Source organism: Pseudomonas baetica (assembly GCF_002813455.1).
GTDB lineage: Bacteria > Pseudomonadota > Gammaproteobacteria > Pseudomonadales > Pseudomonadaceae > Aquipseudomonas > Aquipseudomonas baetica.
On record NZ_PHHE01000001.1, the window covers coordinates 2926139 to 2948936 of the forward strand.

The following is a 22798-nucleotide window of genomic DNA, read 5'->3' on the forward strand; positions in this document are numbered from 1 at the left end:
CTCTCCCGAGGTCTGATGTGAAAACCGCCGCCGCCCCTCTTGCCCATGAAGTACCACCTGCTGCGGCCGACGATGTCGTCGCCGAGCTGCAAGAGCTCTACATCGAAAAAGGCACACCGATGTTCATGCGCACGGTGCTGGCGCTGTTCAGCGGTGGGTTTGCGACGTTTGCCCTGCTGTATTGCGTGCAACCGATGATGCCGCTGCTGTCCCACGAGTACGGGATCAACGCGGCGCAGAGCAGCCTGATTCTGTCAGTGGCCACCGGCATGCTCGCCATCGGCCTGCTCATTACCGGGCCGATTTCCGATCGGGTCGGGCGTAAACCGGTGATGGTCACCGCGTTGTTCGCAGCGGCGCTGTGCACCATCGCCAGTTCGATGATGCCGAGCTGGGAAGGTGTATTGATCATGCGCGCGCTCATCGGTTTGTCGCTGAGCGGTCTGGCGGCGGTGGCGATGACTTACTTGAGCGAAGAGATTCACCCGCAACACATCGGTCTGGCGATGGGTCTGTACATCGGTGGTAACGCGATTGGCGGGATGAGCGGACGGTTGATCACCGGGGTGCTGATCGACTTCGTCAGCTGGCACACGGCAATGCTGGTGATCGGCGGTCTGGCGATGATTGCGGCGGCGGTGTTCTGGAAGATTCTGCCGGAATCACGCAACTTCCGCTCGCGCTCACTGCACCCGCGTAGCCTGCTCGACGGTTTCACCATGCACTTTCGCGATGCCGGTTTGCCGCTGCTGTTTCTTGAAGCGTTCGTGCTGATGGGCGCGTTCGTGACGCTGTTCAACTACATCGGCTATCGCTTGCTGGCCGCACCGTACAACCTTGATCAGCTGTTCGTCGGTTTGCTCTCGGTGGTGTACCTGTCGGGCATCTACAGCTCGGCGAAGATCGGTTCACTGGCGGACAAACTGGGGCGACGCAAAGTGTTGTGGGCGACGATTGCGCTGATGTTCGTCGGCCTCGCGCTGACGATGCTCACACCATTGCCGCTGGTGATCGTCGGCATGCTGATCTTCACCTTCGGCTTCTTTGGCGCGCACTCGGTGGCGAGTAGCTGGATCGGACGACGGGCGTTGAAGGCCAAGGGGCAGGCGTCGTCGTTGTATCTGTTCAGTTATTACGCAGGGTCGAGCATTGCCGGCACGGCGGGTGGGGTGTTCTGGCACTTGGGGGGATGGAACGGTATTGGCCTGTTTATCGGCGCGCTGTTGCTGATTGCGCTGTTGGTGGCGTTGAAGCTGGCGAAATTGCCAACACTGGGTAGCGCGCCACCCTGACCGTCAGGATGGCTCGGCACGAACCACCAGTTGCGCTTCCAGTAACTGATCTTTTTTATCCAGGCTCAGGGATTCGAATTGAGCACCGTCGCGTTCGACGCCCTCCAGCCATTTCAGTAATGTCTGCGCATTGCCCCGCAAGGTGATGCGCAGGACATTGTCATCGGCCTCGAACTGTTCCAGGTCCAGCCCCTGCGCCAATGCGCTGTCACTGAGCCGGGTGGAGAGCGGCGCGGACACCAGCGGGCGCTGCTGCGACGGCAGTGCGCGCTGCACTTGCAGCGCCAGCGCCAACCGTTGTTGATAAAGTCGTTCAGCGGCAGCCAGACGCTGTTGTGCCGGTTGCCAGAGCCCACTGAACATCAGCACGGCGATCAGGAAAATGCCCAGCCAGACCAGCATTTTCTGATCCCTGCGCGGCAGTTGCTGCCATTTTTCCTGCAAGACTGGCGGTAACTTCAGGTAAGACTTCATTCAGGACGACTCCTCCAGCGTCAATATTGCCCGCACGCGGTTCTGGTCTTTGCTGGCACTGCCGAGCTTGATTGGCATGCCGCTCTGTCTGCCGCGCTCGCGCAACTGCTCAAGTTCGGCAAAACTGTTGGCTGTGAGTTGCACTTTCCAACCCTCGCCGGCGCGATACTCGATGCGTTGTACCTCGACGCTGCTGCCACCGATTACCTGTTCGGCAAGGCTGTGCAAACGCGCCAGGCGGGTTTGCTGATTCGTATCACCCTGCGATTGCAAGGCACGCAATTGCGCAGCCAGGTCAACAATGCGGGTTTCCTGGGGATAGATGGCTCTGAACCGCTCTACGCTGTCGGCGTAAAGAAGCCCGGCTTGTTGTTCAAGAAAATGGCTACGTGCCTGAGTGAACCCCCACAGCATCAGGAACGTCAGACCCACCGCCACCCCCACAAGCGACCAGGGCAAGCGTCGCTGCGACTGAGCATATTCGCCCTGACGCAGGTCTATGGCGTGCCGGGATTGTCTGGCCAGCACAGTGCTGAGCGCTGTCAGCGCAGAGCCCGGTGTGTTCAGCCAATGCACGGGGGATGCCGGGTTTTCCTTCAAGGTTTCACGTCCTTGATCGGTCAGCGCCAGCCTCGCTTGCTGGGTCCCTCCGACGATCCAGCGCCCGAACCACCAGGCGCCACAAGGCTGATCGTCGGGCAGCAGATCGGCATCGACGTAACAGCTTGCCGGCTCGATACCCAAGGACTTCAGCAGGACCAACAACGTTTCCAGCCACTGCCGGTCGATTACCAACAGCGGATAACGTCGCGTAGCGTCTGAGCGCCCGACCGCCACATGAACGCTGTCCAGTTCCTGCGCCAATTGGTCCTCAATCGCATACGTCAGCGCCTGTACGGAAGGCCGTCGTCGGTTAGGCCACGCGTCGGTGAGCCACCAACTACAAACCTCCATTGGCAGTATCAGCATGACGCTGGCACCGGCCAACACGGTCGCGGCGTTGGCCAACGGCATGAGATTCGGCGCCTCGTCGTCACGCCAGAAACAGCATGGCCAATCGGGTGAGGCCTTAGGCAAGCCTTCGGCGGTCAGGTAAAGCCAGGTTTTCATTGGGCAGTTTCACTTTCAGTCGAGGCCACGAAACTTCGTTGTTGCAGTCGTAGCCGGCCATTACTCAAATCACGTTCAAATTGGCTGATCAGGCGCAGACGGCGCTGGCCCAACTCAGCATCCACCGTGACGCGAAACCAGCGGCTGTTCAGGCCCAACCCATGGCTGAGCACACCCAAGCCCTCAATGGCAGGCGCCTGAGTGAAGCTCTGCACACTGGAGTAACCTTCATCAGGACGTTGCGCCACTAACGCTTGGGCGCTGTCGATGGTCATTCCTTCAAGGGTCGCGAGGACCGTTGCCGAGGCGGTGTTGACGTTTAGCGTGGCCTCCTTCGGGAGCACGGCAATCCACGGTTTGATGCGCGCCAGCCAATGCGCATCGACGCCGGGCAGCAACCGTAATCCGGAAACATCGGACAGCAGCCCCGGGCCATCGGGCGGGCGCAAAGCGCTCAAATCCGGGGCATTCAGGTTCAGCGCCTGCAACAGCCGCGACCAGCGCCCGAGCGTGATCTGGTCGACCTGACCGGCCTTGAGCAACTGATTGATATTGAAACGCCCGGCGAGGTCTTCGATGTGGATGTGCACCCGCCCGCCGTCGATGTCGAATGCGCTACGGCGCTGGCCCCACTCTTGCCCCAGCTGAATCGTTTTTGACGCTCGCCATTGTGGGTTCTGCAGATATTGCCGAGCCAGGGTTTCACCGCTCAGCCCCAACTGACGCAACTGCAATTGATGAAGTTGCTGCGCACTGCTTTGCACGGCGAGGCGATGGCTGCGCAGTAAACTCCCGACCAGCAACAGCGCCAGGCTCATCACCAGCAGCACCGTGATCAATGCAACGCCCTGCTGACGGCTCTTCATCGCACAGCCTGCGGCAAAATGAACACGCGGCGGATCTGGCCGAAGCGCGGCGAGGAAAACTGCAGTTCCACAGCCTGGGGCGGCGCCATCGGCATTTTTGCGTCAACGGGCCACTCACTGCGCCAGGCGCTTTTTTCATCAAACAACCGCCAACGCACCTGCGTCACGCCTTCGAGCAACTTCTGCCGTTGCGCCTCGGCCTGGCCAACAGCGCGACTGTAACGCCACAGCGTTTCACCTTCGAAGGTGTAACTGACTTCCTGTAACTCACTGCGCAGCTGATCCAGCGGGTTGCGCCAGTTACCCCGTTGAAAATTCAGCAAACCGCCATCAAGCAGCATCGTGCGCCCCGGGTGCGACTCCACCACCTGCAGCACATCGCGCTCAATCACCGCTACGGCGCGCATCAAGCTGCGCAGAGCCAGTTGATGGTCGACACTGCTGCGCTCGGCGCTGGCAACACCGTCGAACAATCGCCAGCACGCCATCCCCAACACAACGAAAATGGCCATGGCGATCAGCAACTCGATCAAGGTGAAACCCGACTGTCTATTCATCTCGCGCCTGCAACCAGCGCTGGCTGTGGTTCACGATGTCGTCACTGTCGCCACGGCGCACGCTGATTTCGACCGCAAGCAGACGCGAGTCTTCTGCCGCTCGAATGACTTGGCTGAGCACCCACTCTCGCTGGGCGAAGGCGACAACGAATCGTCGACTGCCCAATGGCAGATTGCGTTGCAGGCTCAGTTCGTTCAACTGGTTATCCGCCAGCCATGAGGCAAACAATCGCTCCTCCAGACCGGCACCCTGCTGCAATACATACTGACTGGCCGACAGGGCGGCGGCGGCCAGGGTTGCGAAGATCGCAAGGGCGATCATCACCTCCAGCAAGGTAAATCCGCGCTCAGTTTTCATCGATGACCGGCTCACTCAAACCATCACTGGAAAGACTCAACCAACGTTGACTCTTGCTGGAAAAACTCAAGACAAAGGGGCTGAGTTCGTCACTGCTGAGCAGCAAAATCTGTGGTTGCGCCGACGAGTCGCTCAAGGTCAGCGGTCGACCTTCCTGCTCAAGCGTCATGAACAATCCCGCAGGCAAATGACTTGGCGCGCCGACGGGCTGCCAGGTCGAACGCTCGAAACGCAACAACTGATAACTCTCACGCTCCAGACGCACGCCGTATTCACGCTCTTCCAGCACCGCGCTTTCCCGTGAGGTGTTCAGTAACTGGGCAACGGCCAGGGCTTGCTGCCGCGCCTGACGTGCCGGGCTCTCGCCGGCCACCAGGGTGATCATTCCGATCACCACGCTGATCACCACAATCACCACGAGCATCTCCAGCAACGTGAAACCACGGGCGTTGCGCTTCATCCTCAGTTGTCCCAATTGCCGATTTCAGCCGCGTGCCCTTCCCCACCTTCGACGCCATCCGAACCGAAGGAATAGAGGTCATAACCCGGCCCTTTAACGCCCTGCCCCAGGTACTGATAAGGCGTACCCCACGGGTCGACCGGGAGTTTCTTCAGGTAACCCTGCGGGTTCCAGTTTTTCGCCGTCGGTGTACCTGTCGGGCGTTTGCTGAGCGCTTCGAGTCCTTGTTGAGTCGAGGGATAGTTGTGATTGTCGAGGCGATACATTTCCAGCGCCGTGGCGATCGCCTGAATATCGGTTCTGGCAGCAGTGACCTTGGCCTGATCAGGTCGGCTCATGAACTGCGGGACGACGATCGCGCCGAGAATGCCGATGATCACCACGACCACCATGATTTCGATCAGGGTAAAGCCGCGTTGGGTACGTGCGCCGCTATGTACAAAGGATTTCATGGTTCAGCTCACCAGTTGATTAAGACTCAGAATCGGCATCAGGATGGCCAGGACGATCAGCAACACCACGCCGCCCATCACCACCAGCATGAAAGGTTCAAACAGGCTCACCGCCAGTGCGATGCGCGCTGCCAGGGTTTTTTCCTGTTGCTCGGCGGCTCGCGCCAACATGCTGTCCAGTTCACCGGCGCGCTCGCCACTGGCGATCATGTGCAGCATCATCGGCGGGATATCACCGCTGCGTTCCAGGGCACGAGCCAGCGTGCCGCCCTCACGCACAGAGCGGGCGACATCGCTCATGCGGGCGCGGACGGTCTGGTTGGCAATCACCGCGGCGGCTATTTCCAGAGCATCCACCAGCGGCACGGCGCTCTTGCCGAGAATCGCCAAGGTACTGGCGAACCGTGCCGCTTCAGTCGCGCGCAACACCCCGCCAAGCAGCGGCATGCGCAGCAGCAATGCATGCCAGCGCAAGCGCATGGCGGGCTGACGTAACGCCGCTCGTACACCCGCGACCAAAGTGAAGATCAGCAAAAACAGCCACAGGCCATAACCGCGCAAGCCATCGCTGAGAGCGATGAGTCCGCGAGTCAGCATTGGTAATGGCTGGCCACTGTCGATAAAAATCTTCACCACGTCGGGCACCACGTAGGCCAGCAACAAACCGACAATGGCCAACGATGCGCACATCAGAATCAGTGGATAAACCAGCGCCAGCTGAATGCGCTGGCGCGAAAGCTGACGGGCCTCGGTGTAGTCGGCCAACTGCTCCAGTACCTGCTCCAGATGACCGGAGCGCTCACCCGCAGCGACCGTGGCGCGATACAGTTCGGGGAACACTTTGGGAAATCCGCCCAGTGCCGACGCCAGTGTGTAACCTTCAAGGACACGACTGCGCACCGATAGCAGCAGGCTGCTGACACGTCGTTTTTCACTCTGCGAGGCTACCGCTTGCAAGGCTTCTTCCAGTGGTAACGAGGCCTGAATCAGCGTCGATAGCTGACGTGTGACCAGGGCCAGTTCGCTGGCACTCAAGCGCGCGTTACTGGTGAACCGACCGGCCGGATTTTTTACCCGTCGGGCCTCCCTCAAGTGGGTGGTCATCAGGCCGCGATCACGCAATAACTGACGCGCCTGCCTGGGACTTTCCGCCTCTTGCGAGCCTCTGATCCTGCGACCGTTGCGATCCTGCGCCTGATAATCGAATGCCGGCATGCTCAGTCCTCCTGGGTCACGCGCAACAGTTCATCGAGGCTGGTCGAGCCATCAAGTACCCGCCGCAGCCCATCCTGAAACAGGCTCGGGGAGCTGTTGCGTGCTTCACGCTGAAGCTCCGGCTCGCTGGCCCCGCGATGAATCAATGCCGAGAACGCCGGATTGACGCTGATCAGTTCATAAATGCCGATCCGTCCGCGATACCCCTGCTGGCAATGCTCACAACCCACGGCCCGATAAAGGCGCGGCGCCGCATCGACCGCCAAGCCGAGCCGCAGGCTCTGGGCCGCATCCGCCACATAGGGTGATTTGCATTCGGAGCACAGCGTACGCAATAGACGCTGGGCCAGCACACCGACCAGCGAAGACGCCAACAAGTACGCGTCGACTTCCATGTCCAGCAACCGGGTCACTGCGCCCACCGCGCTGTTGGTGTGCAAGGTCGACAGCACCAGGTGACCGGTCAAGGAAGCCTGCACAGCAATTTCCGCGGTTTCGCGGTCACGAATTTCGCCCACCATCACCACGTCCGGATCCTGACGCAGGATCGCCCGCAAACCCCGGGCGAACGTCATATCGACCTTGGGGTTGACCGGGGTCTGGCCAATGCCCGGCAGGTGATATTCGATCGGATCCTCGACGGTCAGGATATTGCGTGTCTGATCATTTAGATGGGTCAGCGCGGCATACAGGCTAGTGGTCTTGCCCGAGCCCGTCGGACCTGTGACCAGAAAGATCCCGTGGGGTTTGCCAAGCATTTGTTGAAACCGCACCAGCGTCTCGGCCGGCATGCCCAGACGCTGCAGGTCGAGGCGACCGGCCTGCTTGTCGAGCAAACGCAAAACCACTCGCTCGCCATGGGCCGAAGGCAGGGTCGACACCCGCACGTCAACCTCGTGGCCAGCCAGACGCAAGGCGATACGACCGTCCTGAGGAATACGCTTCTCGGCGATATCCAGCCTGGCCATGACCTTGATTCGTGACACCAGAAGATTCGCCAGCTCACGCTTGGGCCGTAGCACTTCACGCAATTGACCGTCGACCCGCATGCGCACCGACAGGTACTGTTCGAACGTTTCCAGGTGCACGTCAGAGGCCTTTTCGCGGACGGCTTCGCTGAGCAACGCGTTGATCAGACGAATGATCGGTGCATCGCCCTCCTGCTCCAGCAAGTCGGCAGTCTGCGGTACCTGATCCGCCAGACTGACCAGATCCAGTTCATCGTCCAGCCCCTGTGCGACTTGCTCGGCGGCGCTTTTTCCGGCGCGATAACACTGCGCCAGACGCAGGGCGAACGTCTGTTCGTCGAGCCGCTGCCAGGGCAGATCCCGGGGACTCAAACGGCGCACTTCGGCCAGCGCAGTCAACGGGGTGTCATCGCGAAACAGTACGCGCAAATCGTCCCCCTCGCCTTCGAGCAACACCCCGAAACGACGGGCAAAGCCGAATGGCAATCTAGCAGGGGACTTCGGCACCGCACTCATGGTGCTCGCACCTTGTCTTTGCGCAGATCAATCAGTTGATTGTCGTTGGAGCCTTCGAACAATTGTTGTGGGTCTCGTGGCAACAACAATGAGTTGTTCTGCCGCGCGCCCGGTTTGCTCAAGTGACGCAGGTCGTTGTAACGATCCACGGTGATCTCGGTGAGGTTCTCTCTGCTGCGGACGATGGTCGGACGCAGGAACACCATGAGATTGGTCTTGGTCACGGTGTCTTTGCTTGAGCGGAACAGCCCGCCGATCAGCGGAATGCGGCCGAGGAACGGCACACTGCTTTCCACCGTCCGCACGCTGTCCTTGATCAAGCCGCCAATCACGATGATCTCGCCGTCATCAGCCAGAATGGTGCTCTTGAGCGAGCGCTTGTTGGTGATCAGGTCTTCGCTGGTGAGGCCGCTGACCGCAGGCGCGATTTCGGAGTTTTCCTGCTCGACTTCCAGCCTGAGTGTCGAGCCCTCGTTGATGTGTGGCTTGATCTTCAGGCTGATGCCGACGTCCTTGCGCTCGACCGTGGTAAAGGGATTATCCGAGCCGCTGCTGGAGGTGGTGTAGGAGCCCGTCTTGAACGGCACGTTCTGCCCCACCAGAATTTCTGCCTGCTGGTTGTCCAGCGTCAGCAGGCTCGGCGTCGACAGCAAATTGTTACGGGCATTGCTAGCCAACGCGGTCACCAGAACGCCGAAACGATCACCGCCGATTTTCAGTGCAGCGCCTTCCGGCAACTTGACGTTGGCTCCCGAACCCAAGAGCCCGGCAATCGTGTTTCCAGCGCCCGGAAAGGTAATGCCGCCCTTGACGTCACCGCCATTCACGCCCCATTGCACGCCGAGCGCTTCATTGATGTCGCCGGAGATTTCGACGATCGCGGCATGAATCAGCACCTGAGCGCGTGGCTGGTCGAGTTGACGGACAATATTCTCGATGGTGCGCACCTGCGCCGGCTCGGCAATGACTACCAGCGCGTTCTGGCTCTCATCGGCCTTGACCACCACAGGGGAGGCCGGCGAATTATCTTTGCCAATGCCCGAACCACCGGCCGCTTTCATTCCCTGACTCATGGAATCAAGCACCTCGGCCAACTGCTTGGCGTCACTGTGACGCAGACGTATGACCCTGGAGTTGTCAGCGCGGGCGTTGGCGGGTGTATCGAGCGCCCGTGCCATATCGATCAACCGCTGCCGGGCGACCTGTGTGCCCAGAATCACCAGACGATTGCTGCGGCCATCAGCGATAACCTGGCTGCCGGACTCCAGGTTCTGTTTGCCGATCGACTGCTCCATGACTTTGGCAATCTCAACGGCCAGGCCATAGCGCAACTCAACAACGGCGTGTGCATTTTTGGCACCGGAATCCAGTTGCCGCACTATCTCGCTGATGCGGCGAACGTTGCCGGCGCTGTCGGTAACGATCAATGCATTGGCCGAAGCGGAGGGTCCGATATAGCCATTGGTGGACACCAACGGACGAATCAACCCGGCGAGATCGGCGGCAACACTGGCGTTCAACTCGATGACTTGAGTGACGAACTCGGTGCTCGACGCCGTGTGGCCGTTTTCGCTTCCAGCGCGCGCCTTGGCTTCGCCCGCCGGAATGATCAGCAAGCGATCACCCTGATCAACAGCGGCGAAACCGTGGGCATCGAGCACGGAGAAGAACAGACGCCGAACACCCTCACGGTCCAGCGGCTGTTTGGAAAGCACTGTGATTCGGCCCTGAACACGCGGATCAAGAATCACCGTGGAGCCGAGTATCGAAGACATCTCCTGCACGACATCGCGCAACTCCGCATCCTTCATGGACAACTGCCATTGCGGCGCTTCCGCCATTACAACGCCTTGAACCAACAACGGTGCGAACGCCAGAAACCGCAAGACGCGGCGTGCAGAAAACCGGAAGAGCATAGTCATGCGATCAATCACTTTGGCCACTGTAGGGCGTGGGTTGGAGATAAAGGTTGGCGCTTGCGCCAGCAACGCCGGGTGAACTGCCTTCGATGGGCAGCAACCAGCGTTTGGCCGACATTTCGATGGGCAAGACTTCTTCGCGGCCATTGCGCCAGAACACCACCTGGCCGACCTCGATGCGGCGCAGCACACTGCCGCCCGGCAAGGTGTCGCCGAGCCGGTAGGTCCGTTCACCTTCAGTGCCGGCCAACAGCGCTCGGGAGTCACCGGTACTGGAAACAAAACTGGCCTTGAGCACTAACGCCTCACTGCTTCGGGCCAGTGACTCTTGCGCTACCAGCCCCAGCAACGAAGCAATCGCCCCCGGATTGAACGGCGCCTGTGCGTCAACTGAGGGAGACGGTTTGATCGCAAGGTTCGCCAGAACGGGAAGCGTGTCGCGCCAGGCGCGCTCCTTCCACAGCAATACACCGCCACACACCAGCGGCAGCAGCAACGTCGAGCCGAGAAACACCGAGATCTTTCTGGAGGGCGCCATCGATAAAAACGTCAAGGGCGGCTCAACTCAAACGATCGAAGTCTGTCGGTGAGCAACTCCTGCGCAGACACGGGTTGCCTTGAGAAAACGGGTTTTCTGTTCATGTCTTCACGTTCCGATCCACACATCCAGGGTATGCCTCGCATCCCCACTGACGACGCCGAACAGCCATGACGGCTGTCCGGCGTCGAACGGCTAGGGATTACCTGGCAATCCAGGCGTCCTGCCAGTTGGAACCAATACCTGGCTCATACTGATTGGCGGAGGGGCTGTAAGACTTGCACCAGCCTTCGAACGGGAACGGCTTGCACTCATAGACCTTGCCGTTTTTTGGCTGCAGCACTTGGGTACCGGCCTTGTAACTGCCAATCCCGGCAGGGAACTCAAAGGCGTGATCGCCACCGCCGGCTGTACCGGTCATTTCAAAACGCTTGGCGTCTTGAAGATTGATCCGGCCATCCTTGCTGCTGCCAACCAGCAATACCTGGTGTGCACCGGGCGAACTGGTTACCTGAACGCTGATCGGCGCAGTGGTGGCATTGACCAGTTGTTTCGCATAGCCCACTTGCTTGTTGTTGGCATCCACCACGGTGGCCTCAACGGTCAGCTCGCGGTTGGTCATGACCGTGAGGTCGACTTTGGCCTTACCTTTGTCCAGCACAAACTCGCTCGCCATGTTGTGGACGTGCATGTAAGCGTCGATATCGCTGACTATTACCGTTTGCAGCTGATAGCTGGTAACACCACTTTCAACCTTGGCGTACAAGCCATTCGTGCCCTTGACCGGGGCAATATTGCCTTCGGCGTCACGTACACCGGCACGTATCAGTTTCTGGGTCGAGTTGACCTTTTCGGCCAGTTTGTAGGACCAGTTCTGCGGCAGGCCTTCTTCTGTTGAATCGATCGTGATCCCGACACTGTATTCAGCGCTTTCAGCTCCGCCTAAGAATGCGCGGGCGTTAACCTTGTCGCCGATGCCCAGGGTTCTGTTCGGGGCGATGTTGCCGACATCATTCCAACTGTCCACAGGACCTGGTCCTGGTCCTGGTCCCGGTCCCGGTCCCGGTCCCGTATTGCCATCGGCAGTGATGTTCACATCAATGACTTTATGGAAAGCCGACTTTGTGTCATCGACAGTCCAGATACCGAGAATGACGTGATGCCCACTGCGATCGGCCGGGATCGTGCATTTGTGCTTTTCTTTTCCTGGGCCAGCGCCGCCCGAAGGCCCGGCAATCGGCGAGCTGCCGTTGGCCTCCACCACGCAAAACGGTGTGGTATCGAACGACGCACGCTTGAGCGGTTCATTCGGGTTCCAGCCGGTTTTGGTGATGAAGTATTCCCAACGAGTGGTTCGATGGGCGGCGGTGTAGTTCCAGGCAAACTCGACATTGCGGTTCTTGATTTCATTCAAATGCCAGCGGGTAGCCGTTTGAATATCCATCTCGGAAAACGAACCGTTTTCGGCACTTGGAATCTTGCCATCGACCGGCCCCGCAGACGGGAAACCTTTAGGCCCCTCACCCACACTGTGTGGCTCATATTGAGCACCACCGCAATTTGTATTGACGCCCAATCGGCAAGAGTAAGCTCGCTCAGGCGGCTCGGTAATATAGCCATGCGCCGCCACTTGCTGAGAAGCCAACAGTGAAGCCAGCAGGGTCAACGAGGATGCACACCCGGCGAGGATCCCCGCTGATGAAATGTTTTTCGTCATCTTGCTCTCCAATTAACACACTTACGACGTTGGTTTTTTGCCGCACGAGTTCCTTCTCCAGAACAAGCCGCTGCCGCGACATGGCTGGTCCTCTGATATTCCATAATCAAACTAACGATCGAGACTTCGCTGACGGCATCAACTGTTATCTCGGCATGCACAGTCACTCTGCGAGAGATATCCAGGCGTGATGCCGTCATCGATGTCGGTGCGATTTTGCTTTGACGAAAATCTTACTCGAGAAACCTGCACGCCTGAAATAGAGGGGTTTCTGGCACTTTTTACGAAATAGCCAACTGCTTTGTGCAAAGAAAAAATTTTTAACTTTATCGCAATCACAGCGCACAGAGGCGAAAAAAAACCGCTCTAAAACAGTGCGCTCAATAGTGGCCCAATGATATCTAGCGAGACAAAACGTAGCGAAAAACCGTCGATATGTTGGATAAAAATATCGATCAGGCAAGAACTTCGCAACCAATACACAGCAAGACCATAACGCTACGAAATATTTTGTTAAATATTTCAAGTGCTAAAAATAACCGACCGAATCAATAGGATTTTTATAAACCTGATAACTGTTACTTCACTACCCACCTGAAAACTGCAAACTTCCTTATTCAAACAAACATTCCAGATAGTGCCGACCAACAACTAAAAACTTACGACTAATAATATTAATGGCCATTAATGTTTTGAGAGATTCATCACACGACGCAAGCACTTTGTTCGCGTCAATGGCGTGCTTTTATTCAGCAGATGAGGAGAAAACCGGCAGACGTCAGACGTCCCGGACGCATACGCACCCGATCAATACTGAGAGAGAGGGAGAGAGAGGGAGAGAGAGGGAAGCGAGGAGGACAACGAAGGAACATTGAATCAATTGCCCTGCCCGATTCCGGGGCAGGGCAAACAACAACCACTGTGTCAGTTACTCGTGATACTGCGCCGACAGCTCATGCACCGCACGCAAGAACGCTCCAGCGTGCTCCGGATCGACTTCAGGCGTGATGCCGTGGCCGAGGTTGAACACGTGGCCGCTGCCCTTGCCGTAGCTGGCCAGAATGCGCCCGACTTCGGTGCGGATCGCTTCCGGTTTGGCGTAGAGCACGGTCGGGTCCATGTTGCCCTGCAGGGCAACCTTGTCACCAACGCGAGCGCGGGCGTTGCCGATGTCGCAGGTCCAGTCCAGGCCCAGTGCGTCGGCGCCAGCCTCGGCGATGCTTTCCAGCCACAGACCGCCGTTCTTGGTGAAGAGGATCACCGGCACTTTGCGACCGTCGTGCTCGCGGATCAGGCCGCTGACGATTTTCTTCATGTAGGCCAGGGAGAACTCCTGGTACGCCGCCGCCGACAGGTTGCCGCCCCAGGTGTCGAAGATCTGCACAGCTTGCGCGCCGGCCATGATCTGGCCGTTGAGGTACGAAGTCACCGACTGCGCGAGTTTATCCAGCAGCAGGTGCATGGCTTGCGGGTTGTCGTAGAGCATCGCCTTGGTCTTGCGGAAGTCTTTCGACGAGCCACCTTCGACCATGTAAGTGGCCAGCGTCCACGGGCTGCCGGAGAAACCGATCAGCGGCACACGACCGTTGAGTTCACGGCGGATGGTGCTGACCGCGTCCATCACGTAGCCAAGGTCTTTGTGCGGATCAGGGATCGGCAGGGCTTCGATGTCGGCCAGGGTGCTGACGACTTTCTTGAAGCGCGGACCTTCACCGGTCTCGAAGTACAGGCCCTGGCCCATGGCATCGGGGATGGTGAGGATGTCGGAAAACAGGATCGCCGCGTCCAGTTGTGGATAACGGTCGAGCGGTTGCATCGTGACTTCGCAAGCGAATTCCGGATTCATGCACAGGCTCATGAAGTCACCGGCGTGGGCACGGCTGGCGCGGTATTCCGGCAGGTAGCGGCCGGCCTGACGCATCATCCACACGGGGGTGACGTCTACGGGTTGCTTGAGCAGGGCGCGGAGGAAACGGTCGTTCTTCAGGGCAGTCATGTCGGCATCCGGAAAAAAAGTGCGGGCATTTTCTCAGAGCGCGACACAAAAGGCACGGATGCAGGTCAGCCTTTTGTCTATCGGGTCAATTTATTGCGTTGGAATGCAGATTTTTGCAGCACGCAAAACAACTGTGGGAGCGAGCCTGCTCGCGAAGAGGCCGGCACATCCAACATTTAAGTTGGCTGACAGACCGCTTTCGCGAGCAGGCTCGCTCCCACAAGTTTATTGCGCTTGGCTCAGGAGCCGGGTTTAGACGCCCAGGTAATCCAGAATCCCTTCAGCCGCATTACGGCCTTCGAAGATCGCCGTCACCACCAGGTCCGAACCGCGCACCATGTCGCCACCAGCAAAGATTTTCGGGTTGCTGGTCTGGTGCTTGTACTGACCTTGCTCAGGCGCAACGACGCGGCCCTGGCTGTCGGTCTGGATCTCGAACTGCTCGAACCACGGCGCCGGGCTCGGGCGGAAACCGAAAGCGATGACCACGGCGTCGGCCGGGATGATCTCTTCGGAACCCGGGATCGGCTCGGGGCTGCGACGGCCACGGGCGTCCGGTTCGCCGAGACGGGTCTCGACGACTTTCACGCCTTCGACCTTGTCTTCACCAACGATGGCGATCGGCTGGCGGTTGTAGAGGAATTTCACGCCTTCTTCCTTGGCGTTCTTCACCTCTTTGCGCGAGCCGGGCATGTTCGCTTCGTCACGACGATAGGCGCAGGTCACCGACTTGGCACCCTGACGGATCGAGGTGCGGTTGCAGTCCATCGCCGTGTCGCCGCCACCGAGAACCACGACCTTCTTGGCTTTCATGTCGACGAAATCTTCCGGCGACTTTTCAAAGCCCAGGTTGCGATTGACGTTGGCGATCAGGAAGTCCAGCGCGTCGTAAACGCCCGGCAGATCCTCACCGGCAAAACCGCCCTTCATGTAGGTGTAGGTGCCCATGCCCATGAACACCGCATCATATTCGGCGAGCAGTTGCTCCATGGTCACGTCTTTACCGACCTCGGTGTTGAGGCGGAACTCGATGCCCATGCCGGTGAAGACTTCGCGGCGATTGCTCAGCACGGTCTTTTCCAGTTTGAACTCGGGGATACCGAAGGTCAGCAGACCACCGATTTCCGGGTTCTTGTCGAACACCACCGGGGTCACGCCGCCGCGCACCAGCACGTCGGCACAACCCAGACCCGCCGGGCCTGCACCGATGATCGCGACACGTTTGCCGGTCGGTTTGACCTTGGACATGTCCGGGCGCCAGCCCATGGCGAACGCGGTGTCGGTGATGTACTTCTCGACCGACCCGATGGTCACCGCGCCGAAGCCGTCGTTAAGGGTGCAGGCACCCTCGCACAGACGATCCTGCGGACACACCCGGCCGCAGACTTCCGGCAGGGTGTTGGTCTGGTGCGACAGCTCGGCGGCCTGGAGGATGTTGCCCTCGGCCACCAGCTTCAACCAGTTGGGAATGAAGTTGTGCACCGGGCACTTCCATTCGCAATACGGGTTGCCGCAACCCAGGCAGCGGTGGGCCTGGTCGGCCGACTGCTGGGGTTTGAACGGTTCGTAGATCTCGACGAACTCTTTCTTGCGTTGACGCAACAGTTTCTTCTTCGGATCTTTGCGCCCGACATCGATGAACTGGAAGTCGTTATTCAGACGTTCAGCCATTGTTAAAACCTCATCAAACTCTTCAGGCGCATATCACTGCGGGTTGGCACGAGTGCTGGAAAGCAACGATTTCAGGTTGGCAGCCTTCGGCTTGACCAGCCAGAAACGGCGCAAGTAGTCATCGAGGTTCTCGGCGAGTTCACGACCCCACTCGCTGTCGGTTTCGGCGACGTACTCGTTCAGCACGTTTTGCAGGTGGCTGCGATAAGCCTCCATCGCTTCGCCGCTGATCCGCTGGATTTCCACCAGTTCGTGGTTGACCCGGTCAACGAAGGTGTTGTCCTGGTCGAGCACGTAGGCGAAACCACCGGTCATGCCAGAGCCGAAGTTGTAACCGGTCTTGCCCAAAACAGCGACAAAACCACCGGTCATGTACTCGCAGCAGTGATCGCCAGTGCCTTCCACAACGGTGTGGGCACCGGAGTTACGCACGGCGAAACGCTCGCCTGCGGTGCCGGCGGCGAACAGCTTGCCACCCGTAGCGCCGTACAGGCAGGTATTGCCGATGATGGCGCTTTCCTGAGTCTTATAAACGCTGCCCTTGGGCGGCACGATGGTCAGCTTGCCACCGGTCATGCCTTTGCCGACGTAGTCGTTGGCATCGCCTTCCAGGTACATGTTCAGACCGCCGGCGTTCCACACGCCGAAGCTCTGCCCGGCAGTGCCCTTGAAGCGGAAGGTGATCGGCGCCTTGGCCATGCCCTGGTTGCCGTGCTTGCGCGCGATTTCGCCGGAGATCCGTGCGCCGATCGAACGGTCGCAGTTGCAGATGTCCAGGTCGAATTCGGCACCGCTCATGTCGTTGATCGCCGACGTCGCCAGATCGACCATTTTCTCGGCCAGCAGGCCCTGGTCGAACGGCGGGTTGCGCTCAACGCCGCAGAACTGAGGTTTGTCCGCCGGGATGTGATCGCTGCCCAACAGCGGCGTCAGATCCAGGTGGTTTTGCTTGGCGGTCTGGCCCTCAAGGATTTCCAGCAGATCGGTACGACCGATCAGCTCTTCGAGGGAACGCACGCCGAGCTTGGCCAGCCACTCACGGGTTTCTTCGGCGACGTAGGTGAAGAAGTTCACCACCATGTCGACGGTGCCGATGTAGTGATCCTTGCGCAGCTTCTCGTTCTGAGTCGCGACGCCAGTGGCGCAGTTGTTCAGGTGGCAGATGCGCAGGTATTTGCAACCCAGCGCGATCATTGGCGCGGTGCCGAAGCCGAAGCTTTCGGCGCCGAGGATCGCTGCCTTGATTACGTCGAGGCCGGTTTTCAGGCCACCGTCGGTCTGCACCCGGACTTTGCCGCGCAGGTCGTTGCCACGCAGGGTCTGGTGGGTTTCGGCGAGGCCGAGCTCCCACGGTGCGCCGGCGTATTTGATCGAGGTCAGCGGCGAAGCGCCGGTGCCACCGTCGTAGCCGGAGATGGTGATCAAGTCCGCGTAGGCCTTGGCCACACCGGCAGCGATGGTGCCGACGCCTGCTTCTGCTACCAGCTTCACCGAAACCAGTGCCTTCGGGTTGACTTGTTTCAGGTCGAAAATCAGCTGCGACAAGTCTTCGATCGAATAGATGTCGTGGTGCGGCGGTGGCGAAATCAGGGTTACGCCCGGCACTGCATAACGCAGCTTGGCGATCAGCCCGTTGACTTTACCGCCCGGCAGTTGCCCACCCTCGCCTGGCTTGGCGCCTTGGGCGACCTTGATCTGCAGCACTTCGGCGTTGACCAGGTATTCCGGCGTCACGCCGAAACGGCCCGTCGCGACCTGCTTGATTTTCGAGCTCTTGAGGGTGCCGTAACGCGCCGGGTCTTCGCCGCCTTCGCCGGAGTTGGAGCGCGCGCCGAGGCGGTTCATGGCTTCGGCCAGGGCTTCGTGAGCTTCCGGCGACAGGGCGCCCAGCGAGATGCCGGCGGAGTCGAAGCGCTTGAGCACCGATTCCAGCGGTTCGATTTCACTGATGTCCAGCGGCGTGTCGAGGGTCTTGACCTTGAACAGGTCGCGGATCATCGACACCGGGCGGTTGTCCACCAGCGAGGTGTATTCCTTGAACTTGGCGTAGTCGCCCTGCTGCACGGCGGCTTGCAGGGTGTTTACCACGTCCGGGTTGTAGGCGTGATATTCGCCACCGTGGACGAATTTCAGCAGACCGCCCTGCTGGATCGGCTTGCGCGGGCTCCAGGCTTCGGTAGCCAGTGCTTTCTGCTCGGCTTCGATGTCGACGAAACGCGCGCCTTTGATGCGGCTCGGCACGCCACGGAAGCTCAGCTCGCAGACTTCTTCGGACAGGCCGATGGCTTCGAACAACTGCGCACCACGATACGAGGCGATGGTCGAGATGCCCATCTTCGACAGGATCTTCAGCAGACCTTTGGTGATGCCCTTACGGTAGTTCTTGAACACCTCGTAGAGGTCGCCCAGCACTTCACCGGTACGGATCAAGTCGCCCAGCACTTCGTAGGCCAGGAACGGATAGACCGCCGAGGCACCGAAACCGATCAACACCGCGAAGTGATGCGGATCGCGCGCGGTAGCGGTTTCAACGAGGATGTTGGAGTCGCAGCGCAGGCCTTTTTCGGTCAGGCGGTGGTGTACCGCACCGGTGGCCAGCGAAGCGTGGATCGGCAGTTTGCCCGGGGCGATATGACGGTCGCTCAGAACGATCTGGGTACGCCCGGCGCGCACGGCTTCTTCAGCCTGATCGGCGACGTTGCGGATGGCCGCTTCGAGGCCGACGCTTTCGTCGTAGTTGAGGTCGATGATCTGCCGCTCGAAACCCGGGCGGTCGAGGTTCATCAGCGAGCGCCACTTGGCCGGGGAAATGACCGGCGAGCTGAGGATCACGCGCGAGGCGTGTTCCGGCGACTCCTGGAAGATGTTGCGCTCGGCACCGAGGCAGATTTCCAGCGACATCACGATCGCTTCACGCAGCGGGTCGATCGGCGGGTTGGTGACCTGCGCGAACTGCTGACGGAAATAGTCGTACGGCGTGCGCACGCGCTGGGACAGCACAGCCATCGGCGTGTCGTCGCCCATCGAACCCACGGCTTCATAGCCTTGTTCGCCCAGCGGACGCAGTACCTGATCACGCTCTTCGAACGTGACCTGATACATCTTCATGTATTGCTTGAGCTGATCGACGTCGTAGAAAGCCGAACCGTGATCGTTGTCTTCCATGGTCGCCTGAATGCGCAGGGCATTCTTGCGCAGCCATTGCTTGTACGGATGACGGGATTTCAGACGGTTGTCGATCGCGTCGGTGTCGAGGACCTGCCCGGTTTCGGTGTCCACGGCAAGGATCTGCCCCGGACCGACACGGCCCTTGGCGATGACGTCTTGCGGCTGGTAGTTCCAGACGCCGATTTCCGACGCAACGGTGATGAAACCGTTGGTGGTGGTGACCCAGCGCGCCGGGCGCAGACCGTTACGGTCGAGCAGGCACACCGCGTAACGACCATCGGTCATGACCACGCCGGCCGGGCCGTCCCACGGCTCCATGTGCATCGAGTTGTACTCGTAGAACGCACGCAGATCCGGGTCCATGGTTTCGACGTTCTGCCACGCAGGCGGAATGATCATCCGCACGCCACGGAACAGGTCGATGCCGCCGGTGACCATCAGCTCCAGCATGTTGTCCATGCTCGAGGAGTCGGAACCGACACGGTTGACCAGCGGGCCGAGCTCTTCAAGATCCATCAGATCGTTGGTGAACTTGGTCCGACGGGCCTGCGCCCAGTTACGGTTACCGGTAATGGTATTGATCTCGCCGTTGTGGGCGAGGAAGCGGAATGGCTGGGCCAGCGGCCATTTCGGCAGGGTGTTGGTGGAGAAGCGCTGGTGGAACACGCAGATCGCGGTTTGCAGGCGCTCGTCACTCAGGTCCGGATAGAACGCGGCCAGGTCGGCCGGCATCATCAGGCCTTTATAGATGATGGTCTTGTGCGAAAAGCTGCAGATGTAGTGGTCGGAGTCGACGGCGTTAGACACCGACGAACGACGACGCGCACTGAACAGCTTGACCGCCATGTCCTGATCGCTCAGGCCTTCGCCGCCGATGTACACCTGTTCGATCTGCGGCAGACGCTCAAGGGCCAGGCGGCCGAGGACGCTGGTGTCGATGGGCACTTTGCGCCAGCCGATCAGTTGCAGGCCTTCAGCGAGGATCTCGCGGTTCATGTTCTCGCGAGCGGCTTCGGCCTTGGCCGGATCCTGGTTGAAGAAGACCATGCCCACAGCGTATTGGTTAGGCAGCTCGACGCTGAAGGCTTCCTGGGCAATCGCACGCAGGAACGCGTCAGGCTTTTGAATCAGCAGACCGCAACCGTCACCGGTCTTGCCGTCGGCGTTAATCCCACCGCGGTGGGTCATGCAGGTCAGGGCCTCAATGGCCGTTTGCAATAGGGTATGACTGGGTTCGCCCTGCATATGGGCTATCAGGCCGAAACCGCAGTTATCCTTGAATTCATCTGGTTGGTACAGACCTGCTTTCATAGACACTTTCTCACCAGGCTGCCTCTTTTCGAGGCAAATTTCTTTTCAATTCAACCACTTGCGATCCGCGCCGAACGTACGCCGGCTTAGCGGGGGCAAAAGGGTGGTCATTGTACACAGCGACACAGACGCTCACAAATTTGACGACGAACTGTCGCAAATCTATGTCGCATTTGTGAAAGGTTTAAAGCGATCTGCTGTGCTAGTCAAAACTTTTTTAATTTTGACCGCAACGACTCAAAGACTACTGTGACGCAGACACCACAAGGCACGCGGCCGCAGGGACGGTTGGCGCTTGCTGGCGAACCGCGTTGCACGCCAACGTGTGCGAGGCAAGGCGCGGGATGCTGCCAATGGTTGTTCCCTTGGCAAATCCCGCAACGCAGCCTCGCACACGTTGGCGCGCAACCCGAAGGGACGCGCCCCATTTTTCGTTGGGCAGCGTTGCTCGGAACTTATTTGGAAAAACCAAACTGCGTTCCTCGCGCCTTGCCCAGCAAAAAATGGGGCGGCGTCGCGGTCGTCAGCAAGCGCCAACCGTCCCTGGAGGCGGCGCGCACTCGTAGAAATTTTGAGGTGCTTGGAGAGGCGGCCTGGGTAAGGCCGCCGAATCTTCAGCGAGTTGTTGCCAGTTCCTGTTGGACGCTAGCGACAGTACGAGGCCAAGGTTTACCAGCCTGAACCTTCGCTGGCAAGGCCTTGATGGCAGAAACAGCCGCATCACGATTGGCGAAGTTGCCGTAGGTGATCACGTAGAGAGGCTTGCCGTTGAGGACTTTCTTGAAATAACGGTACTCGCCGCCCTGCTCCTTGACAAAGCTTTGCGCGGCCGCTTCGGAGCTGGTGCCGAGGATCTGCACCACGTAATTGCTCGTCGGCTGACCGGCGTACCAGCTGCCACCGGCGGCTTTGGCCACGGTAACCGGCTTCTCGGCCGGTTTGGCGGCGGCGACTGGTTTGGCCGGCGCTGGAGCCGGTTTCGCCGCTGGCGCTGCCGGAGCAGGCTTGGCGGTGGCGATTTGCGTCGGCGCAGGCACAGGCTTGGCAGCCGGGACTGGAACCGGCGTCGGTGCAGGACCGGCCGGAACGCCTGCCGGTGGCGCGGAAGTGGTCACGGTTGGCGGCGTATCGCTGGAGCCTTCCAGTGGCACGCCGTCGTCGCCTTCGGTGATTCCGCCAGCGGCTTCAGCCAACGGGCCGCGCATGACCGGTTGCGAATTGCCGACCAGCGGCAACGGCATCGGCTGCGTGTTGCCGGCGAACTCGACGTTCGGCGCGCCGCCATTCGCAGCGCCCTGGCCCAATGGCAGTTGTGCCTGTTCGTTGGCCGGTGCGCCAGTGGTTGGTGCCTTGTTGCGACCCGGCATCAGCCAGGCGGCGGCGACCGCGACCACAACGACGGCGGAAATCGCCAATACGTGTTTCTTCGGCATGTTGAACCCCATACTTGGACGCTTCACCGCAGAGCGGCTGGCAATCATGACTTCGATCAGAGCATCGCGAGCGACCTGGTTGATATTACCGGGCCAACCCTCGGAGCTTTCGTGAATATCAGAGATCTGATCCGCGGTGAAAAGTTCGACACCCCGGCCCGCGCTTTCAAGCCGCTGGTCGAGATACTCGCGGGTCTCTTCTTCAGTGTACGGCTGCAGTTCGATGACGTGGAAACGCTCTTCCTCAAGGTGCAAAGCCTCAAGCTGAGCGATCAGCGACGACTCACCGAACAGGAACACATGGGGGCGACCTTCCGGCGCGCCGGCACCCAGCGCCATCAGCGCCTCGAGGGCGGACTCGTCGAGCTGCTCGGCGTCGTCCACCAGCAGATAGACTTCCTGACCGGTCAGCGCCAACTGCACCACCTGGTCCAGAATCGCGCCAACGTCAGCCTGCGCCACGTTCAGCGCCTGAGCCACCTGACGCAGCACGCCCGCCGCATCGCCGGCACCGCGCGCGGAAACCACCACGCTCTGCACCGATTGCTTGTTGGTGCTGGCCACCAGTGCCTGACGCAGCAAAGTCTTGCCACTGCCCTGTGGGCCGGTCACCACCAGCAACAACTGGCTGTAACGCGCCAGATGATGCAGCTGGCCCAGCACTGGCTTGCGCTGGGCCGGGAAGAATTTGAAGCCCGGCACCCGCGGCGCGAAGGGGTCGTGACTTAACTGGAAATGGCCGAGAAACGCCTCGTCGGCATGCAAACTAGTCATCGG

General features: G+C 59.7%; 17 protein-coding genes. 1 reads left to right on the forward strand and 16 read right to left on the reverse strand.

Translation table 11 applies throughout. From position 1 onward, the window contains the following. The first annotated feature begins 17 nt into the window (after window positions 1-17). On the forward strand, window positions 18-1292 hold the full coding sequence (locus tag ATI02_RS13225) for an MFS transporter (RefSeq protein WP_100846495.1): 1275 nt from the start codon (window positions 18-20) through the stop codon (window positions 1290-1292). Between the two features lie 3 nt (window positions 1293-1295). On the opposite strand, the gene gspM is transcribed toward ATI02_RS13225, so the two are convergent. The 16 genes from gspM to ATI02_RS13315 form a co-directional block, all read right to left on the reverse strand. Beyond that, window positions 1296-1766, reverse strand: coding sequence for a type II secretion system protein M (gene gspM / locus ATI02_RS13230; RefSeq protein WP_095187430.1), 471 nt, complete (start codon window positions 1764-1766; stop codon window positions 1296-1298). Next, window positions 1767-2876, reverse strand: coding sequence for a type II secretion system protein GspL (gene gspL, locus ATI02_RS13235; protein ID WP_100846496.1), 1110 nt, complete (start codon window positions 2874-2876; stop codon window positions 1767-1769). Beyond that, window positions 2873-3742 carry a type II secretion system minor pseudopilin gene (locus tag ATI02_RS13240; protein WP_095187432.1) on the reverse strand — a complete coding sequence of 290 codons (870 nt, stop codon included), beginning with the start codon at window positions 3740-3742 and terminating at the stop codon, window positions 2873-2875. Before ATI02_RS13240 ends, gspL begins: the two co-directional genes overlap by 4 nt. Continuing rightward, window positions 3739-4299: a type II secretion system minor pseudopilin GspJ gene (gene gspJ, locus ATI02_RS13245; RefSeq protein ID WP_095187433.1), complete on the reverse strand. Its 561-nt coding sequence runs from the start codon at window positions 4297-4299 to the stop codon at window positions 3739-3741. The genes ATI02_RS13240 and gspJ overlap by 4 nt, the downstream gene beginning before the upstream one ends. After that, the gene (gspI, locus tag ATI02_RS13250; protein WP_100846497.1) at window positions 4292-4657 is read right to left on the reverse strand and encodes a type II secretion system minor pseudopilin GspI; all 366 of its coding nucleotides are present in this window, start codon (window positions 4655-4657) and stop codon (window positions 4292-4294) included. The genes gspJ and gspI overlap by 8 nt, the downstream gene beginning before the upstream one ends. Further along, entirely contained in the window at window positions 4647-5117 is a 471-nt protein-coding gene (gene gspH, locus ATI02_RS13255) for a type II secretion system minor pseudopilin GspH (protein WP_095187435.1), read from the reverse strand. The genes gspI and gspH overlap by 11 nt, the downstream gene beginning before the upstream one ends. Before the next feature lie 2 nt (window positions 5118-5119). Continuing rightward, window positions 5120-5569: a type II secretion system major pseudopilin GspG gene (gene gspG / locus ATI02_RS13260; RefSeq protein WP_100846498.1), complete on the reverse strand. Its 450-nt coding sequence runs from the start codon at window positions 5567-5569 to the stop codon at window positions 5120-5122. A gap of 3 nt (window positions 5570-5572) precedes the next feature. Further along, the gene (gspF, locus tag ATI02_RS13265) at window positions 5573-6784 is read right to left on the reverse strand and encodes a type II secretion system inner membrane protein GspF (RefSeq protein WP_095187437.1); all 1212 of its coding nucleotides are present in this window, start codon (window positions 6782-6784) and stop codon (window positions 5573-5575) included. Window positions 6785-6786: 2 nt separating this feature from the next. Continuing rightward, the gene (gene gspE / locus ATI02_RS13270) at window positions 6787-8268 is read right to left on the reverse strand and encodes a type II secretion system ATPase GspE (RefSeq protein WP_100846499.1); all 1482 of its coding nucleotides are present in this window, start codon (window positions 8266-8268) and stop codon (window positions 6787-6789) included. After that, window positions 8265-10190 carry a type II secretion system secretin GspD gene (gene gspD, locus ATI02_RS13275; protein WP_420875205.1) on the reverse strand — a complete coding sequence of 642 codons (1926 nt, stop codon included), beginning with the start codon at window positions 10188-10190 and terminating at the stop codon, window positions 8265-8267. Before gspD ends, gspE begins: the two co-directional genes overlap by 4 nt. 4 nt (window positions 10191-10194) lie before the next feature. Then, complete coding sequence (locus tag ATI02_RS13280) at window positions 10195-10725, reverse strand: type II secretion system protein N (RefSeq protein ID WP_100846501.1); 531 nt, start codon at window positions 10723-10725, stop codon at window positions 10195-10197. A 202-nt stretch (window positions 10726-10927) separates the two neighbouring features. After that, a complete protein-coding gene (gene gbpA / locus ATI02_RS13285; protein WP_420875204.1) occupies window positions 10928-12454 on the reverse strand; it encodes an N-acetylglucosamine-binding protein GbpA in 1527 nt (508 codons plus the stop codon). 916 nt (window positions 12455-13370) lie between these two features. Beyond that, window positions 13371-14438: a uroporphyrinogen decarboxylase gene (hemE, locus tag ATI02_RS13290; protein WP_100846503.1), complete on the reverse strand. Its 1068-nt coding sequence runs from the start codon at window positions 14436-14438 to the stop codon at window positions 13371-13373. Between the two features lie 252 nt (window positions 14439-14690). Further along, a complete protein-coding gene (locus tag ATI02_RS13295; protein WP_100846504.1) occupies window positions 14691-16109 on the reverse strand; it encodes a glutamate synthase small subunit GltD family protein in 1419 nt (472 codons plus the stop codon). A 33-nt stretch (window positions 16110-16142) separates the two neighbouring features. Continuing rightward, on the reverse strand, window positions 16143-20588 hold the full coding sequence (gltB, locus tag ATI02_RS13300; protein ID WP_100846505.1) for a glutamate synthase large subunit: 4446 nt from the start codon (window positions 20586-20588) through the stop codon (window positions 16143-16145). Window positions 20589-21202: 614 nt separating this feature from the next. Further along, window positions 21203-22795: an AAA family ATPase gene (locus ATI02_RS13315; RefSeq protein ID WP_100846507.1), complete on the reverse strand. Its 1593-nt coding sequence runs from the start codon at window positions 22793-22795 to the stop codon at window positions 21203-21205. Window positions 22796-22798 lie beyond the last annotated feature (3 nt).

Excerpts from the sequence above, each read along its gene's own strand:
- gspM (WP_095187430.1), bottom strand. The coding sequence starts at position 1,766 with ATGAAGTCTTACCTGAAGTTACCGCCAGTCTTGCAGGAAAAATGGCAG.
- gspL (WP_100846496.1), bottom strand. The coding sequence starts at position 2,876 with ATGAAAACCTGGCTTTACCTGACCGCCGAAGGCTTGCCTAAGGCCTCA.
- ATI02_RS13240 (WP_095187432.1), bottom strand. The coding sequence starts at position 3,742 with ATGAAGAGCCGTCAGCAGGGCGTTGCATTGATCACGGTGCTGCTGGTG.
- gspJ (WP_095187433.1), bottom strand. The coding sequence starts at position 4,299 with ATGAATAGACAGTCGGGTTTCACCTTGATCGAGTTGCTGATCGCCATG.
- gspI (WP_100846497.1), bottom strand. The coding sequence starts at position 4,657 with ATGAAAACTGAGCGCGGATTTACCTTGCTGGAGGTGATGATCGCCCTT.
- gspH (WP_095187435.1), bottom strand. The coding sequence starts at position 5,117 with ATGAAGCGCAACGCCCGTGGTTTCACGTTGCTGGAGATGCTCGTGGTG.
- gspG (WP_100846498.1), bottom strand. The coding sequence starts at position 5,569 with ATGAAATCCTTTGTACATAGCGGCGCACGTACCCAACGCGGCTTTACC.
- gspF (WP_095187437.1), bottom strand. The coding sequence starts at position 6,784 with ATGCCGGCATTCGATTATCAGGCGCAGGATCGCAACGGTCGCAGGATC.
- gspE (WP_100846499.1), bottom strand. The coding sequence starts at position 8,268 with ATGAGTGCGGTGCCGAAGTCCCCTGCTAGATTGCCATTCGGCTTTGCC.
- gspD (WP_420875205.1), bottom strand. The coding sequence starts at position 10,190 with ATGACTATGCTCTTCCGGTTTTCTGCACGCCGCGTCTTGCGGTTTCTG.
- ATI02_RS13280 (WP_100846501.1), bottom strand. The coding sequence starts at position 10,725 with ATGGCGCCCTCCAGAAAGATCTCGGTGTTTCTCGGCTCGACGTTGCTG.
- hemE (WP_100846503.1), bottom strand. The coding sequence starts at position 14,438 with ATGACTGCCCTGAAGAACGACCGTTTCCTCCGCGCCCTGCTCAAGCAA.
- ATI02_RS13295 (WP_100846504.1), bottom strand. The coding sequence starts at position 16,109 with ATGGCTGAACGTCTGAATAACGACTTCCAGTTCATCGATGTCGGGCGC.
- gltB (WP_100846505.1), bottom strand. The coding sequence starts at position 20,588 with ATGAAAGCAGGTCTGTACCAACCAGATGAATTCAAGGATAACTGCGGT.
- ATI02_RS13315 (WP_100846507.1), bottom strand. The coding sequence starts at position 22,795 with ATGACTAGTTTGCATGCCGACGAGGCGTTTCTCGGCCATTTCCAGTTA.